The organism is Mobilicoccus sp. (assembly GCF_032060985.1).
GTDB lineage: Bacteria > Actinomycetota > Actinomycetes > Actinomycetales > Dermatophilaceae > Mobilicoccus.
Genome location: NZ_DAMBGD010000009.1, coordinates 46,400 through 62,118, shown reverse-complemented (window position 1 = coordinate 62,118; position 15,719 = coordinate 46,400). Strand labels below are relative to the sequence as shown.

The 15,719-nt window shown below is 71.7% G+C and carries 11 protein-coding genes; 6 read left to right on the top strand and 5 right to left on the bottom strand.

Going from position 1 to position 15,719, the window contains the following annotated elements; genetic code table 11:
- On the bottom strand, positions 1–2,472 hold the full coding sequence (gene treY / locus RT054_RS08830; protein WP_313023151.1) for a malto-oligosyltrehalose synthase: 2,472 nt from the start codon (positions 2,470–2,472) through the stop codon (positions 1–3).
- Positions 2,473–2,737: 265 nt separating this feature from the next.
- Here treY and RT054_RS08825 point away from each other — a divergent pair, with 265 nt between their 5' ends.
- Together RT054_RS08825 and RT054_RS08820 are read left to right on the top strand one after the other, a co-directional pair.
- Positions 2,738–3,526, top strand: a complete 789-nt coding sequence (locus tag RT054_RS08825; protein WP_313023150.1) for an alpha/beta hydrolase — start codon at positions 2,738–2,740, stop codon at positions 3,524–3,526.
- Positions 3,523–4,074, top strand: a complete 552-nt coding sequence (locus tag RT054_RS08820) for a hypothetical protein (protein WP_313023148.1) — start codon at positions 3,523–3,525, stop codon at positions 4,072–4,074. Before RT054_RS08825 ends, RT054_RS08820 begins: the two co-directional genes overlap by 4 nt.
- On the opposite strand, the gene RT054_RS08815 is transcribed toward RT054_RS08820, so the two are convergent.
- The 4 genes from RT054_RS08815 to RT054_RS08800 all read right to left on the bottom strand — a co-directional run bounded on the left by RT054_RS08815 (position 4,048) and on the right by RT054_RS08800 (position 10,638).
- Complete coding sequence (locus tag RT054_RS08815) at positions 4,048–4,629, bottom strand: hypothetical protein (RefSeq protein WP_313023147.1); 582 nt, start codon at positions 4,627–4,629, stop codon at positions 4,048–4,050. The genes RT054_RS08820 and RT054_RS08815 overlap by 27 nt on opposite strands.
- A 242-nt stretch (positions 4,630–4,871) precedes the next feature.
- A complete protein-coding gene (ggt, locus tag RT054_RS08810; protein ID WP_313023146.1) occupies positions 4,872–6,842 on the bottom strand; it encodes a gamma-glutamyltransferase in 1,971 nt (656 codons plus the stop codon).
- A gap of 49 nt (positions 6,843–6,891) precedes the next feature.
- A complete protein-coding gene (locus tag RT054_RS08805) occupies positions 6,892–9,489 on the bottom strand; it encodes a DUF3516 domain-containing protein (RefSeq protein WP_313023145.1) in 2,598 nt (865 codons plus the stop codon).
- Positions 9,490–9,756: 267 nt separating this feature from the next.
- On the bottom strand, positions 9,757–10,638 hold the full coding sequence (locus RT054_RS08800; RefSeq protein WP_312720998.1) for a TetR family transcriptional regulator: 882 nt from the start codon (positions 10,636–10,638) through the stop codon (positions 9,757–9,759).
- Between the two features lie 119 nt (positions 10,639–10,757).
- Here RT054_RS08800 and RT054_RS08795 point away from each other — a divergent pair, with 119 nt between their 5' ends.
- Genes RT054_RS08795 through RT054_RS08780 form a run of 4 tightly spaced genes read left to right on the top strand, consistent with a single transcriptional unit; the run spans position 10,758 to position 15,621 of the window.
- Positions 10,758–11,714, top strand: coding sequence for a cyclase family protein (locus tag RT054_RS08795; protein ID WP_313023144.1), 957 nt, complete (start codon positions 10,758–10,760; stop codon positions 11,712–11,714).
- Positions 11,711–13,384, top strand: a complete 1,674-nt coding sequence (locus RT054_RS08790; RefSeq protein WP_313023143.1) for an AMP-binding protein — start codon at positions 11,711–11,713, stop codon at positions 13,382–13,384. Before RT054_RS08795 ends, RT054_RS08790 begins: the two co-directional genes overlap by 4 nt.
- Entirely contained in the window at positions 13,381–14,415 is a 1,035-nt protein-coding gene (locus RT054_RS08785; protein ID WP_312720992.1) for a phosphotransferase family protein, read from the top strand. The genes RT054_RS08790 and RT054_RS08785 overlap by 4 nt, the downstream gene beginning before the upstream one ends.
- The gene (locus RT054_RS08780) at positions 14,416–15,621 is read left to right on the top strand and encodes an acyl-CoA dehydrogenase family protein (protein WP_312720990.1); all 1,206 of its coding nucleotides are present in this window, start codon (positions 14,416–14,418) and stop codon (positions 15,619–15,621) included.
- Positions 15,622–15,719: the final 98 nt, after the last annotated feature.

The following is a 15,719-nucleotide window of genomic DNA, read 5'->3' as shown; positions in this document are numbered from 1 at the left end:
TCATCGCTGCACGAGGACGGCGACGGGTCGAACGGTGAGGAGGTCGGCGACGCGCACGTCCCCGCCCTCGTACGTGCTGCCGGTGAGGACGTCGGTCCAGTCCCCCTCGTCCAGGGGGAGGGTCGCCTCTCCCCATCCGCCGGCGGCCGCGAGGCGTTGCGGGGCCCGGGTGACGAGGACGGTGACCCGTCCGCGGGAGCGTCCGAACGCCTCGGCGAGGAACCCTCCGGAGCGTGTGCGGGTGAATCCGACGAGGTGGTCCGCGAGCAACGGCGAGGAGGGCTCGATCGGGGTGTACCCGGCGTCGAGGAACAACTCCGGGGACTCCCGTCGCAGCCGCAGCAGGGTCGCGGTGACGAGCATCTTCTCGGCGTCGAGGGCCGACAGGTCACCGACGGTCGGCAGCTCGCGCCCCTCGACACCGGCCTCGTCGACCGCTCGGAGCAGCGCCACGCGGCCGTCGTAGTCGACCGGGCGCCGGTTGTCCGGGTCGACGAGGGAGAGCTCCACGACCTCGCAGCCCTGGTAGGTGTCGGGCACGCCGGGGAGGGTGAGCTGGAGGACCTTCTGCGCGAGGACCATCGCCCGCATCGCGTCCGCGTTCTTCGCGAGCGCGGCGTCGATCGCGTCGTGGAGGCGTCCCTCGCGGGTGATGCGCTGGGCGAAGTCGAGGACGCGGCGTTCGTACTCCTCGTCCCCGTCGACCCATGCGGTGTGGCGCTTGGCCTCGCGCAACGCCTTGAGGAGGTAGGCCTCGAGGCGCTCGAACGGGATGCGGCCCACGCCGAGGATCGTCTGCCACAGCAGGTGGACGGTCGGGCTGTCGATGTCGACCTCGGCCGCCCGTTCGAGACAGACGCGGGAGCACTCGGCCCACGATTCCGGGTCACCCGCCACCGCGAGGATGCGGGCACGTACGTCCTCGCTGCGCTTGGTGTCGTGCGTGGAGAGCGCGACCATCCCGATCGGCCAGTCCGCGGCCTGGTGACGGGCCCAGGCGTGCAGCTCCGCCGGTGAGCCGTGGTCGAGGAGTTCGGGGTCGCCGCCGACCTCGTTGAGGGCGACGAGGCGGTGCCACCGGTAGAACGTCGTGTCCTCGATGCCCTTCGCCATCACCGGACCCCACGTCTGCTGCAGGCGTACGGCGAAGTCGGCCGCGGCGGCTTCGTCGTCGTCCTCCGGGACGGTGATGGGCGCGAGCGCGCGCAGCTCGGGGACGAGGTCGGGCCGGGCCTGTAGCGCGGCGCCGAACGCCGTGGCGAGGCGCTCTCGAGCCTGTGGGCTCAGCCGTTCGTCGGGCCGGACGTAGGCGCGGTAGACCTCCCCGGCGACGAGCAGTTCGACGATGGCCTCGCGCAGCCGGTCGGGGTCGGCCTCGGGGACGGCCTCGCGGGCGCGGCGGGTGAGGCGCTCGACCTCCGGACCGAGTGAGTCGGCGACGACCTGGCGCTTGGCGGCGTCGACGGCCTCGGCGACGGTGTGCTCCCCACCCGCCTCGTCCCAGCACCGCGTGATCGTCGTGGCGACGCTCGGGTCGGTGTCGACGAGCGCCGCGGTGATCGCGCGCATGCCGTCGTAGCCGGTCGTGCCGGCACACGGCCACGAGGTCGGCAGCTGCTCGGTGCCCTCGAGGATCTTCTCGACCCACACCGGCGTGCCCCGTCGCGCCGCCCGACGCAGCTGGTCGAGGTATCCCTCGGGGTCGGCGAGGCCGTCGGGGTGGTCGATGCGGAAGCCGTCGATGAGCCCGTCGCGGTTGAGGTCGAGCAGCAACGCGTGCGTGGCCTCGAAGACCTCGGGGATCTCGACCCGCACGGCGATGAGCTCGTCGACCTCGAAGAAGCGGCGGTAGTTGAGGGTGCTCTCCTTGTCGCGCCACGACGCGAGCCGGTAGTGCTGCCGGTCGAGGATGTCGCGAACACTGCTGTCCTCGTCCCCCTCGGTGCCGAGCGCGACGGGGAGGACGTGCTCGTAGTAGCGCAGGACGGGCTGGCGGACACCGTGGATCTCCTGCTCCTCGCGGGTGATCTCGCCGGCCTCGATCACCGTGTCGAGGTCGCCGCCGAGGATCGGCAGGCCGAGTCGCCCACCCCCGGCCCTCCAGTCGATGTCGAACCAGTCCGCCGTGGGCGCGTCGCGTCCGTCCTTGAGGACCTGCCACAGCGGGCGGTTGACGTACTCGGGCGCGACGAACGCCATGTGGTTGGGGACGACGTCGACGACGATCCCCATGTCGAAGTCCTTCGCCGTCGCAGCGAGCCGTTCGAACCCCTCGCGTCCGCCGAGGGCGTCGCTGATGCGCTCGTGATCGACGACGTCGTAGCCGTGCATCGAGCCCTCCGCCGCCTGGAGGATCGGGGAGAGATACAGGTGCGACACGCCGAGGGAGGCGAGGTAGGGCAGCTGAGCCCGGGCGTCATCGAAACCGAAAGCCTCGTGCATCTGCAGGCGGTAGGTACCGGTGACGTTCATGGGAGTGCGGCTCCTCGTGGTGACGTGGGATGCATGCGCGCGCGGCGTGCGCGCACCACGGTACTTGCCGCTCACGGCGACTCCCCCCTCGACTCCCCGACCGTCTCCGGCGGGGACCGTCACCCGAGGCGACCGCGCGGTGGGCCGGTGGGCGGCGCGACCGGCGACCCGCTCCGGCGGCCGGTTCCCGCGCCTCCGGGCACTTCCCCGCACGCTCCGCGAGGGCTACGCTGACCGCATCACTACGATCATAGTAGGAGGGGTCATGTTCGTTGAGGACGTCGGCCGCGGGCCGGCACTCGTCTTCGTCCCCGGCCTCGGGGCCGACCATCAGATGTACGCCCCCCAGGTCGCGGCGTTGACCGAGTTCCGTCGCCTGGCCCTGGACCTGCGTGGAACCGGTCGGTCGCCGTCGCTGGACGGCATCGCCGACGCCGACGTCCTCGCCGTGCAGGCCGACGACATCGCCGACGCCCTGCGGAGCCGTGGGATCCCCCGGGCCCACCTCGTCGGCATCTCCTACGGAGGGCCCGTCGTCGAGACGTTCATGCTGCGCCACCGTGACCTCATCGCCTCGGCCGTCATCTGCGACAGCCTGTGCGACCGACCACCGCGCACGCTCGCAGGACACCTCGTGATGATCGGTGCGGCCGCCCAACCCGCGACGCTGCGGCTCCTGCCGTCGCGGTGGAGCGCCGCGCTCATCCGGCTCGTCTACCGCAGGCGCTGGCCGGAGGCTGGGGAACTCATGGTGCGCTCGCTCGCCACCACCCGTCAGGACGACATGATCAAGCAGCGCCGCGTCGTCAACGCGGTCCGCCTCGCGGACGACCTTCGCGGCTGCGACGTGCCGACGCTGTGCCTGGTGGGCGACCACTCCGCCGTGGCCGTGGGGATGATGCGGCGGGTCGAGGAGGTCCTCGCGAACACCGAGTTCGCGATCATCGCGGACTCCTTCGACCCGTCGAACCTGTGTCGCCCCGAGGTCTTCACGGCGCACGTGCGGGACTGGGTCACCCGGCAGGAGCAGGCCTCCCCCACGGCCGCCGCATGAGTTCGGCGCGAGAAGGCACCGGCCCGACCACCGCCCCGGCCTCACGCCGTGCCCTGGCCCTCGCCGCCGCCGTCGACGTCTTCGGGCGCGACGGACTCCACGGACTGACGCACGGCCGCGTCGATGCGGCCGGGTCACTGCCGCGCGGCACGACGAGCAATCACTTCCGCACCCGGGCGGCCCTCGTGCAGGCGGTGTGCGAGGAGGTGACCGACCGACGCCTCGCCGAGGGTGCAGGCCCACACGACGACCGGCTCGCCCTCGCCTGGTGCGAGGTGCTCATCGCCTCCCGCCGCGAACCGTGGATCGCCGACGCCGTCGCCCCGCTGCGCGCACGCATGCGGGCGCTCGTCGAGGCCGGGCGCGATGACGACATCCCGTTGACGACGCCGCAGCTCATGGCGCTTCTGACGGGCATCGAGTTCGCCGAACTCGTCACGGGCGAGTCGCTCGGCGTCGTCGTGACGATGCTCCACGAGGCCCGAGTCGGCACCCGAGGGGACTCCTCCCGGCGCGCGCGCTCAGGAGGCGACGGCGAACAGCGGTGAGGCGGCGACGCTGCGGGGGTTGCGCAGGAACCGGTGCCATTCGACGGCCCACGGCGACGCGTCGGGATGCGTGACCGCCGTGGGACTCTCGAACGCGGGCCGGCGCGCACCGGTGGGGCTGTAGTCGAGTTCGCGAAGAACGCACTCGAGCCCCGACTCCTCGACCTCCAGGAGCACCTCGCCGGCGTGGTGCTCCGTCGCCCACGCCTCGACTCGCGCGATCAACCGCTGCGCGGTCGCCGGATCCTCCTCCGGGGAGGGCAGCACGAGGAGGTGACGGACGACGACGTGACGCTCGGCGCGGTCACCGTCGACGTAGGCCGCGATCAACGCGTGCGCCACGCCCTCGGCATCGACGGCGAACAACACGAGGCGGCCCCGGCCGCACAGGTCCGACATGCGCTGGCGCCAGGCCACCGCAGCGTTCGGGGATTCGGCGATCGCGGCCGCGATCTCCCGGCATTGACGGGTCGCCGACGCTCGGACGACCAGGTCGCGCAGTGTCGGCCAGTCCCGCACGGTCGGTGCGTCGATCCGGTCCGAAGAGGTCACCATCCATGCACGATAGGGCAAGTACACGGGTAGGAACAGGTAACGCAACGCATCGAATCTGTAAAGAGGCAGCGGCGCTCGTGTGGCGATCATCTCAAGGGGCACAGCACAATTCGCGCCTGACCTGGGCGGTCGTGCGGGAGCGCAGGCCCCCGCCCACGGCGTCGATCGACACCGCGCCGCAGGGGAGGTCGTATCGAGGCGTGCTCAGAACGTGGGCGCGGATCTCGCACCGTGACCGCCGGTCAGCGTCGGGGGCGGACCACCATCGCCGAGCCCCCGCCACCGCGGGTCGGCTCCGCGGCGGCGACGAACGTACGGCGGGTCGGCATCGCGATGGCGGTGGCGCGCCCGATCGTGCCCGCACTGGGGGCCGCCATCGGCTGCCCCAAGGCCTTGAGCGCGGCGCCGGTGCGGGAGTCGAGGATGCGCGCCTCGGCCTCGGCAGCGGTGTTGCGCGAGGAGAGCCGGGGAGCCCCCACCGCGCCGACGAGCGTGAGGTCGCGGTCGGTGACGCCGAGGATGATCTGGGCCGTCGTCGTGATGATCGTCGAGCCGCCCGCCGCGCCCACGACGAGCACCGGGCGGCGGTCCTTCATGAGGATCGTCGGTGCCATCGAGCTGCGGGGACGCTTGCCCGGCCCCGGCAGGTTGGGGTGGGGGACGCCCTTGACCGGCGGGGCGAACTCGAAGTCGGTGAGCTGGTTGTTGAGGAGGAACCCGTACCCCGGGACGACCATCCCCGAGCCACCGAACTGCTCGATCGTCGAGGTGTAGGAGGCGACGTTGCCCCACCTGTCGGCCACGCTCACGTGGGTCGTCGAGGCGCCGTCGTGGACCGCACCGGACGCGGCCGCGGCGAGCGGGGCGCACGGCGTCGGCGCGGCGTGGGGGTCGCCGAACGGGATCGGCCGCGGCGCGGCCTTGCCCGGGTCGAACGCGCACGCCCGGGTCGTGGCGAACTCCGGGGAGACGAGGGCACCGCTCGGCACGTCGGGCACGTCCGCGACCCACCGGTTGCGGTCGGCGAACGCCGTCGAGGTGGCCTCGGCGAAGCGGTGCAGGTACGCGACGTCGTCGACGCGGGACAGGTCGGTCTTCGTGCGCTTCTCGTACGCCTCCATGAGGTTGAGGGTCTCGGCGACGGCGATACCCCCGGCGCTCGGCGTGGGCATGCCGTAGACGTCGAGTCCGTGGTAGCTGCTGACGACCGGCGCCTTCGACCGCACCCGGTAGGCACGGAGATCGGCGGTGGTCATGCCGCCACTGGGGACGTCGACCCCGGGCGCGGTGCGGGGGTGGCGGACGGTGTCGACGACGGCCTTGCCGATCGGGCCCGCGTAGAGCGACGCCGGCCCGTGTGCCCGGAGGAGCCCGAAGGTCCTGGCGAGGTCGGGTTGGCGGAGCACGGTGCCGGGCTGGACGGGCTTGCCGCCGGGGAGGAACACCGCCGCCGTGGCGGGGAAGCGGGCGAACCGTTCGGCGTTGCGCTCGGTCGCCTCGGTGAACGCCTCGTCGACGACGAACCCGCGGCGGGCGATGCGCTCGGCGGGGGCGAGCATCTCCGCGTAGGAGCGGTGACCCCACCGGTCGAGGATGGTCTGCCACAACGCGGGGTTGCCCGGGACCCCGACGGACAGGCCCGAGTTCACCGCCTTGTCGAACGCCATCGGCGTGCCGTCCGGCTCGAGGAACGAGGTCGGCGTCATCGCGCCGGGCGCGGTCTCGCGACCGTCGAGGGTCGACACGCGGCCGCGGGCGTCGGCGTGGACGAAGAACCCGCCGCCACCGAGACCCGTCGCATAGGGCTCGACGACGTTGAGGGCCGCGGTGGCGGCGACGGCGGCGTCGGCCGCCGTCCCTCCCTTGGCGAGGACGTCGATCGCCACCTGACTCGCGACGGGGTCGACCGTGGCGACGGCGCCGCCGGAGCCGGTCATCGTCGCGACCTTGGGCAGGCGGTGGCCTACGGGGCCGCGGTCGTGATCGCGAGGCGTCGTCCCACCGGGGCGAGACTCACGGGACCGCAGCTCGGCGGCGCCGGCCGGGGCGGACGGAGCGGCGGAGGCAGTCGAGGTGGCGTCGGGCGTGGCGGAGATGGCGGCGGACGGGGCGGCGACGGCCGGGGCGGCGGCGGACGGGGACGCGTGTGCGGCGCAGGGCGTCACGAGCACGGGTGCGGCGAGAAGGGCGACGACGGCGGCTCGGGTGGTCATGGCGGGACCCTACGGCCGTCCACCGCCTCGCGGGCGGTGGAGGCGAGGGTCAGTCGAGGCGACCCATGTCGGTGGCGCGGATGACGAGTTCGCCTGCCTCGTCGGAGGCGTCGAGGTCGACCTCGGCCCAGATGCGCCAGTCGTGGTCCCCCGCGGGGTCGGCGATGATCTGCTGGACGATCCAGTACCCGGGCTCGCTGCGGTCGTCGACGAGGAACATCGCCGGGCCGCGGGCATCGGGCCCGGTGCCGATCTCGTCGTGCTCCTCGGCGTACTCGGCGAGCGCGGCGTCCCAGTCGTCGGCGTCCATGCCGGGCGCTCCGGGGGTGGCGGGGGCGTCGAGCGCCCCGAGTGCGTCGACGTTCCCGCGGGCCGCGAGGTCGACCCGCTGCCAGAGGGCGTTGCGGACGAGGACCCGCAGCGCGCGCATGTTCGCCGTGAACGGTCGCGCCTGCGCGGAGCGGGCCCGCACCTCCTCGATGTCCTGGGTCGCGAGGTCGGGGTCGGTGAGGACCTCCCACTCGTCGAGGAGTGAGGAGTCCGTCTGCCGCACGACCTCACCGAGCCACTCGACGAGGTCGTCGACCTCCTCGGTCTTCATCGCGTCCGGCACGGTCTGCCGCATCGCCTTGTAGGCGTCGGAGAGGTAGCGCAGGACGATGCCCTCGGCGCGGGCGAGCTCGTAGAACGCGACGAACTCCCCGAAGGTCATCGCCCGTTCGTACAGGTCACGGACGACGGACTTGGGCGACAATGCGTCGGGGTCGAGCCAGGGGTGGGTCTGCCGGTAGGTCTCGTACGCGGCGGTGAGCAGCTCCTCGAGCGGCCGGGGCCACGTGACGTCCTCGAGGAGTTCCATCCGCTCCTCGTACTCGATGCCGTCGGCCTTCATCTCGGCGACGGCCTCGCCGCGCGCCTTGAACTGCTGGGCGTAGAGCACGGGCCGCGGGTCGTCGAGGGTCGCCTCGATGACGCTGAGCACGTCGAGGGCGTAGAGGGGGTCCTCGGGGTCGAGGAGGTCGAGGGCGGCGAGCGCGAACGGCGACAGCGGCTGGTTGAGGGCGAACCCCCGCTGGAGGTCCTCGACGACACGCAACCGGCGGCCGGTCGCGTCGGGCTGCGGGAGGCGTTCGACGACGCCGGTGTCGAGCAGGGTGCGGAGAATCTCGATGGCCTGCTTCTGGAGCCGGGTCTTCTGGCGTTGGGGCTCGTGGTTGTCGGTGAGCAGGCGGCGCACCGCGGCGACGGCGTCGCCCTCGCGCTGGATCATGTTGAGGACCATCGCGTGACTCACCCGCATGCGGCTCACCATCGCCTCGGGGTCGGCGTCGCGGATGCGGTCGTAGGTGTCCTCGCTCCAGTTGACGAACCCCTCCGGGGGTTTCTTGCGCTGGACCTTGCGCCGCTTCTTCTCGTCGTCACCGGCCTTGAGCAGCGCCTTGTGGTTCTCGATGACGTGGTCGGGGGCCTGGACGACGACCGATCCGCTCGTGTCGAAGCCCGCCCGTCCCGCGCGTCCGGCGATCTGGTGGAACTCCCGGGTGCGCAGGAGGCGTTGGCGGGTGCCGTCGAACTTCGTGAGCCCGGTGAGGACGACGGTGCGGATCGGCACGTTGATGCCGACCCCGAGGGTGTCCGTGCCGCAGATGACCTTGAGCAGACCCTTCTGCGCGAGGGTCTCGACGAGGCGGCGGTACTTGGGCAGCATCCCCGCGTGGTGGACGCCGATGCCGTGCTTGACGAGCCGTTGCAGGGTGGCGCCGAAGCCCTTGGCGAACCGGAATCCGCGCAGTTCCTCGAGGATCTGGGCCTTCTCGGCCTTCGTGCACACGTTGATGCTCATGAGCGCCTGCGCCTGCTCCAGGGCCGCCGCCTGCGTGAAGTGGACGACGTAGACGGGTGCCTGGTGGGTCGTGAGCAGTTCCTCGAGCGTCTCGTGCAGCGGGGTCATCGCGTAGGAGAACGAGAGCGGCACGGGTCGCTCGGCGCCGGCGACGACGGCGGTGTCCCGCCCGGTCCGTCTCGTGAGGTCGTCCTCGAACATCGACACGTCGCCGAGCGTCGCGCTCATGAGGAGGAACTGCGCCTGCGGCAACTCGAGGATCGGCACCTGCCAGGCCCACCCGCGATCGGGTTCGGAGTAGAAGTGGAACTCGTCCATGACGACCTGACCGATGGGCGCGGCGGCCCCCTCGCGCAGCGCGATGTTGGCGAGGACCTCGGCCGTGCAGCACACGATCGGCGCCCCCGCATTGACGGCGGCGTCGCCGGTGAGCATCCCGACGTTCTCCGCGCCGAACATCGCGCAGAGGTCGAAGAACTTCTCGCTGACGAGGGCCTTGATCGGCGCCGTGTAGTACGTGCGGTCACCGGTTCGCTCGTAGTCGGCGAACGCGAAGAAGTGGGCACCGGCCGCCACGAGCGACTTCCCCGAGCCGGTCGGTGTCGCGAGGATGACGTTGCTGCCGGTGACGAGTTCGAGCAGCGCCTCCTCCTGGTGGGGGTAGGGCTCGACGCCCTTGCTCGCGATCACCCAGTCGACGAACGCCCCGAACAGCGTGTCGGGGTCCGGCGCCTCCCCCGTCGTCGCCTCGGGGCGGAGGGTGTCGAGCACGGCGGTGAGCGTGGGCGCGGAGGTCGTCGTCATGAGGCCTCCATTCTCCCAGCCCCCACCCCCGAGCGTGACCAGCCCTCCGCGAGGAGCCCACCCACCCGCCCACCAGAGCCCGAGCTCACTCCCAGCCCCAGCGCTCCCGAGCGAGCGGTCCCGAACCGCGAGCGGTCCCGACCCCCAGCTCAATCCGAGATGGCAGATGGGATGGAAGCGCAGCTACTGCTCCAGCGATACGTGGGCCGCCATCCCATCTGCCGTCTCGGGTTCAGCGGGTGGGGGTGTCTGGGTGGTGGGACTGCATCAGTCGGTGCGGGCGCCGATGAGACGGACTCCGTAGCGGGCGTAGTCGAGGGCGACGGCCTCGGGGCTGAGCGGACCGGTCGGGCGGAACCACTGACAGATCGAGGTGCACATCGTCGAGATCGCGCGCGCGGCGGCCGCGACGTCCTGGGCGGGGGCCAACCCGCGGTTGACGCACGTCGTGATCTCGGCCTCGAGGCGGCGCTGCACGTCGACGCGGATGCGGGCGATGCGGATCCGCTCCGTCGGCGGCAGGCTGCGCATCTCGCTCGCCCCGATGAACGCGAGGTCGCGGCGGCAGGCGTGGAACAGCGCGATGGCCTCGACGAGGAGGGCGAAGCGTCGGACGGGGTCGAGCTGCTTCTCCCGGGCCTCGCGGGCGGCAGCGTCGAGACGCCACACGAGGTCGGACATCGTCACGTCGAGGAGTCGGACGAGGAGCATCTCCTTGCTCGGGTAGTGGTGGTAGACGCCCGTCACCGACAGACCCGCGTGCTGGGCGATGACCCGGATGCCGGCACCGTGATAGCCGTAGGCGACGAACGCGGTGAGGGCGCCGCTGAGCGCCGGGTCCATGCCCAGGGGGGCGAACCGCCGCCAGCGGGCACCCGCCCGGACGGGGACGGGGATCGCGTGCCCCGCCTCGCCCCGCTCCGGGCTGGGCCCGGCGAGCAGGTCCTGCGTGCGCACCTCGAGCGCCTTGGCGAGCGCATGGAGGCGGTCGGCGTCGACACGGGTACGCCCCTGCTCGACCGCGCAGATCGTCGCGGCACTGACCTCGACGGCTGCCGCGAGCGCGCGGATTGACAGCCCTCGGGACGTCCGCGCCTGCCGGACGGCGGCACCGAGCAGTTGTCTCTCCGCGTCCTCCCGCCTCCCCATGGCGTTCAGAATAGTTGAACAAGCATTCTCTTGACCCCCTCAAACCCCCATCACGAGGATGGGGCACCACGAACGGTCGACCGATCGATCGTTCGGTCACGTGTGAGGAGAGGACGACGATGTCTGAGATCAAGCCGATGACCGAGATCCTGAAGGACGCGCCGAGCAACTGGGGAAAATGGGGCGCCGACGACGAGGTGGGAGCCCTCAACTACCTGACCTCCGACGAGGTCATGCGCGGCATCCGGAGCGTCCGCAGCGGACGGGTGTTCACCCTCCAGCGCATGATCGGTGACCCCAAGGGCGACCCGGTCTGGCCCGGCCGATCCCCGGCCGTCCGCATCCAGGTCCTCGACGAGTCCGACTGGGACGAGGGCGGGTCGGCCCCGGAGTTCCCCGGCGGCCTGCACTACGCCGACGACAAGATCGAGGCGTTCCTCCAGGGCTCCACCCAGTACGACGCCCTCGGGCACGTCTGGTACGACGGCAAGATCTACAACGGCTTCGACGCCGACACGACGCGCGGCGGCCTCGAGAAGGCCTCGATCATGCCCATCGCCGAGCGCGGCGTCGTCGGGCGCGGCATCCTGCTCGACATCGCCCGCTGGCGCGGCAAGGACTCCCTCGACCCGGCCGAGACGTTCACCCACGAGGACCTCCTCGCGTGCGCGAAGGATCAGGGCGTCGAGATCGAGAAGCGCGACATCCTCCTCATCCGTACGAACTTCCTCGCCCGCTTCTTCGAGATGGGCGACGCGTTCTACGAGAACTTCTGCGAGCCCGGCCTCGCCTACTCCCCCGAGCTCGTCCGGTGGTTCCAGGAGATGGAGATCCCCAACCTCGTCACCGACACGATCGCCAACGAGGTCACGTTCGACCCCACGACCGGCGTCGCGCTGCCGCTGCACTGCGCCCTCATGCGCAATCTCGGCGTCACCCTCACCGAGATCTGCGACCTCGAGGCGATCGCCGCCGACTGCGCGGAGGACGGTCAGTACGCCTTCATGTACGCCGCCGCTCCCCTCAAGGTCGCCAAGGCGGCGGGAACCCCCGTCAATCCCCTCGCGATCAAGTGACCTCCTACGCCGACCGGCCCTGGCTGGGCCGGTACCGGGAGGGGACCTCGACCGGCCTGAGTCTCGACCACGGCTCGATGTTGGACGTCTTCGCAGCCACGGTCGCCCGCCACGGTGGGCGACCGGCGGTGCGGTACTTCGACGGCACCCTCACCTTCGACGACCTCGACGTGCGCAGCGACACCCTCGCCCGCCACCTGCTCGAGCAGGGGTTCGCGCCGGGTGACCGGCTCGCGCTCTACACCCAGAACGACCCCGCCTTCCTCGTCGGCCTGCTCGGCACGTGGAAGGCGGGGGGCACCGCCGTGGCGATCAACCCCATGAACAAGACCCGGGAGCTCACCTACCTGCTCACCGACTCCGGCGCCGTCGCGCTGCTGTGCCTCGACGAGCTCTGGGAGGACGTCGCGCGCAGCGTCGTCGAGGGCGGCGGGACCGACGTGCGGATCGTCCTCACGGCCTCCGGCACCGACGACCAGAGCCGCGACGACGAGCGGGTGCTGCGGGTGACGATGTCGCAGGGGGCGACACCGGAGGGCACGACCGCGCTGCGAGACGTCCTTGCGCAGGACGCGCGGGGCGACTCCCCACCCCTCCCGCCGGTGTCGGCGGGCGCCGATGACGTTGCCGTTCTCACCTACACCTCCGGCACGACGGGCGTTCCGAAGGGGGCGATGAACACCCACGGCAACATCGCCTTCGCCGCCAAGACCTACCGGGACTGGGTCGATCTCGACGAGGACGATGTCGTCCTCGGCATCGCGCCCCTGTTCCACATCACCGGGATCGTCGGCCACATCGGCGTCGCGTTCGTCACCGGCGCCACGCTCGTCCTCACCCATCGGTTCGTGCCCGAGGTGATGATGGACGCCGTCCGTGAGCACCGACCGACGTTCTCCATCGGCGCCGTGACCGCGTTCACCGCGCTCACCGGCGTCCCGGGCTCCGGTCCGCAGGACTGGTCGAGCTTCCGGGTCGTGTACTCCGGCGGGGCCCCGATCGCGCCGGTCATGACCGAGCGGTTCGACGCGGCGACCGGCCGCTACCTGCACAACGTCTACGGACTCACCGAGACCACCTCCCCCTGCCTCGCCGTGCCCCTCGGGGCGAAGGCGCCCGTCGATCCCGACAGCGGCGCACTCTCCGTGGGAGTGCCCGTCTTCGACACCGTCGTGCGCATCACCGACGACCAGGGCCGGGACCTGCCGTTCGGGGAGGTCGGCGAGATCGTCGTCGACGGCCCCCAGGTCGTCCCGGGCTACTGGAACAAGCCCGAGGAGACCGCCGAGAACATCCCCGGGGGCGTCCTCCGGACCGGCGACGTCGGGTTCATGTCCCCCGAGGGCTGGTTCTTCCTCGTCGACCGCAAGAAGGACATGATCAACGCCGCCGGGTACAAGGTGTGGCCGCGCGAGGTCGAGGACGTGCTCGTCAGCCACGACGCCGTCCGCGAGGTCGCCGTCGTCGGGGTGCCCGACGAGTACCGCGGTGAGACGGTCAAGGCCTTCGTGTCCCTCACCCCGGGCCGGTCGCTCACGCCCGAGGAGCTCATCGCGTGGAGTCGGGAACGCATGGCCGCCTACAAGTACCCCCGGTCGGTCGAGATCATCGACGAGCTCCCCAAGACGACGACGGGCAAGATCCTGCGCCGCGAGCTGAGGGAACGGTGAGCACCGACCCCGCGGAACTCGCCCGACTCGACGTCGTCGGGGGCCTCCTCGCCGATCGCCTCGGGGAGCCGGCATGGCGGGAGGCGAGGGCCGAACTCATCGCCGGGGGCAAGTCCAACCTCACCTTCCGCCTCACCTCGGCGGCTGGGACGGTCGTGCTGCGGCGCCCGCCCACGGGCTCGATCCTGCCCAAGGCCCACGACATGGGTCGGGAGGCCCGCGTCCAACAAGCCCTCTCCGACACCGACGTGCCGGTCGCCCCGGTCCTCCTCGCCCACGACGACGGGGCCACGGGGTTCCCGTTCTACGTGATGGCGCAGGTCGAGGGTCACGTCGTCCGCGACGAGCTGCCGACCGGGTTCGCCGACGACGAGGACTCCCGGCGCTCCCTCACGAACGCCCTCGTCGACACCCTCGCCCGGCTGCACGCGGTCGACCCGGCCGCGGTCGGGCTCACCGACTACGGGCGTCCGGAGGGCTTCGCCGGTCGTCAGGTGCGGCTGTGGACCCGGCAGTGGGAACAGGCGAGGACGACCGACGTCCCGGTCGTCGACGAACTCGGTGCGTCGCTCGCGCGCCGTGTCCCCGAGGACGGGGGTGCCTCGATCGTCCACGGCGACTACCGCCTCGACAACGTCGTCATGGACACCGGCGACCCCGGACGCGTCGCCGCCGTCCTCGACTGGGAGCTGTCGACGCTCGGGGACCCGCTCACCGACCTCGGGTTGCTGCTCTTCTACTGGCGCGAACCGGGCGACCGCCGCATGTCGCTCATCCCGCACCTCACCGCCGACGCGGGCTTCCCGGACCGGCGGCACGTGCGCGAGCGGTACGCGGCCACGGCCGGTCGCGACCTCGGCGACCTCGCCTTCCACGAGGCCCTCGCCCACTTCAAGTTCGCCGCGATCACCCAGGGCATCGCCGCCCGGGTCGCCGCGGGCGCCATGGCCGGTCAGGACTTCGGCGACCTCGCGGACGAGGTCGCCCGCACCGCCGAGGCCGGTCTCGACATCCTTCGAGAGGGGACCTGAATGGACTTCGCCCTCAGCGCGCGCGGGGAGGAGTACGCCTCCCGCATGTGGGACTTCATGCGGGAGGAGGTCTTCCCGGCCGAGCCGGTGTGGGCCGATCACCTGCGCATCCACGGCGAGCACGCCTATCCGCCGGTCATGGAGGATCTCAAGGCCGTCGCCCGGTCACGGGGCCTGTGGAACCTGTTCCACCCGGAGGTCGGCGGCCTCACGCACACCGAGTACGCGGCGGTCGCCGAGATCACCGGCTGGTCGCCGGTCATCGCCCCCGAGGCGATCAACTGCCAGGCTCCCGACACCGGGAACATGGAGACCCTCCTGCTCTTCGCGACGCCGGAGCAACGTCGCACCTGGTTGGAGCCCTTGCTTGAGGGCTCGATCCGGTCGGCGTACGCGATGACCGAACCCGACGTCGCGAGCTCGGACGCGACGAACATCGAGCTCGAGATCCGTCGCGAGGACGAGGAGTACGTCCTCGACGGCAGGAAATGGTGGATCACGGGAGCCGCCGACGAGCGGTGCGCGCTCTTCATCGTCATGGGCCGCACCGACCCCTCGGCGCCCCCGCAGCGACGGCATTCGATGGTGCTCGTCGAGCGCGACAACCCCGGGATGAAGATCGTGCGGCACCTGCCGATCTTCGGGTACCAGGACCAGCACGGTCACTCCGAACTGCGCTTCGAGAACTGCCGAGTCCCCGCCTCCGCGCTGCTCGGGGCGGAGGGCGACGGGTTCACGATCGCGCAGGCGCGCCTCGGGCCGGGCCGGGTGCACCACGCGATGCGGGCGATCGGCATGGCCGAGCGCGCCCTCGCACTCATGGTCGCCCGAGCCCGCTCACGCACCGCCTTCGGGGGCCCGCTCATCGACCAGGGCGTGATCCAGGCCCACATCGCCGACTCCCGCATCGCCATCGACCAGGCCCGCCTCCTCGTCCAGCAGTGCGCGTGGAAGCTCGACACCGGGCCGGTCAAGGACGCGATCACGCAGATCTCCGAGATCAAGGTCGCCGCCCCCGCCGCCGCGTGCACCGTCATCGACAAGGCGATCGAGGTGCACGGTGGCGCGGGGGTCTCCGACGACACCCCGCTCGCGTACTTCGCCGCGTGGGCTCGCGTCCTGCGCATCGTCGACGGTCCCGACGCCGTCCATCGACGCACCATCGCCCGCCGCGAGCTGAGGCGCACGCCTCCGTACGTCGGCTGACGCCCCGCTCACCGCCCTCACGCCCACGGCACCAGCCCCTCACCGACGGCGTCGGGGCACCGCGCGACACACCCCATCGCAGAACCCGAACCCCTCCC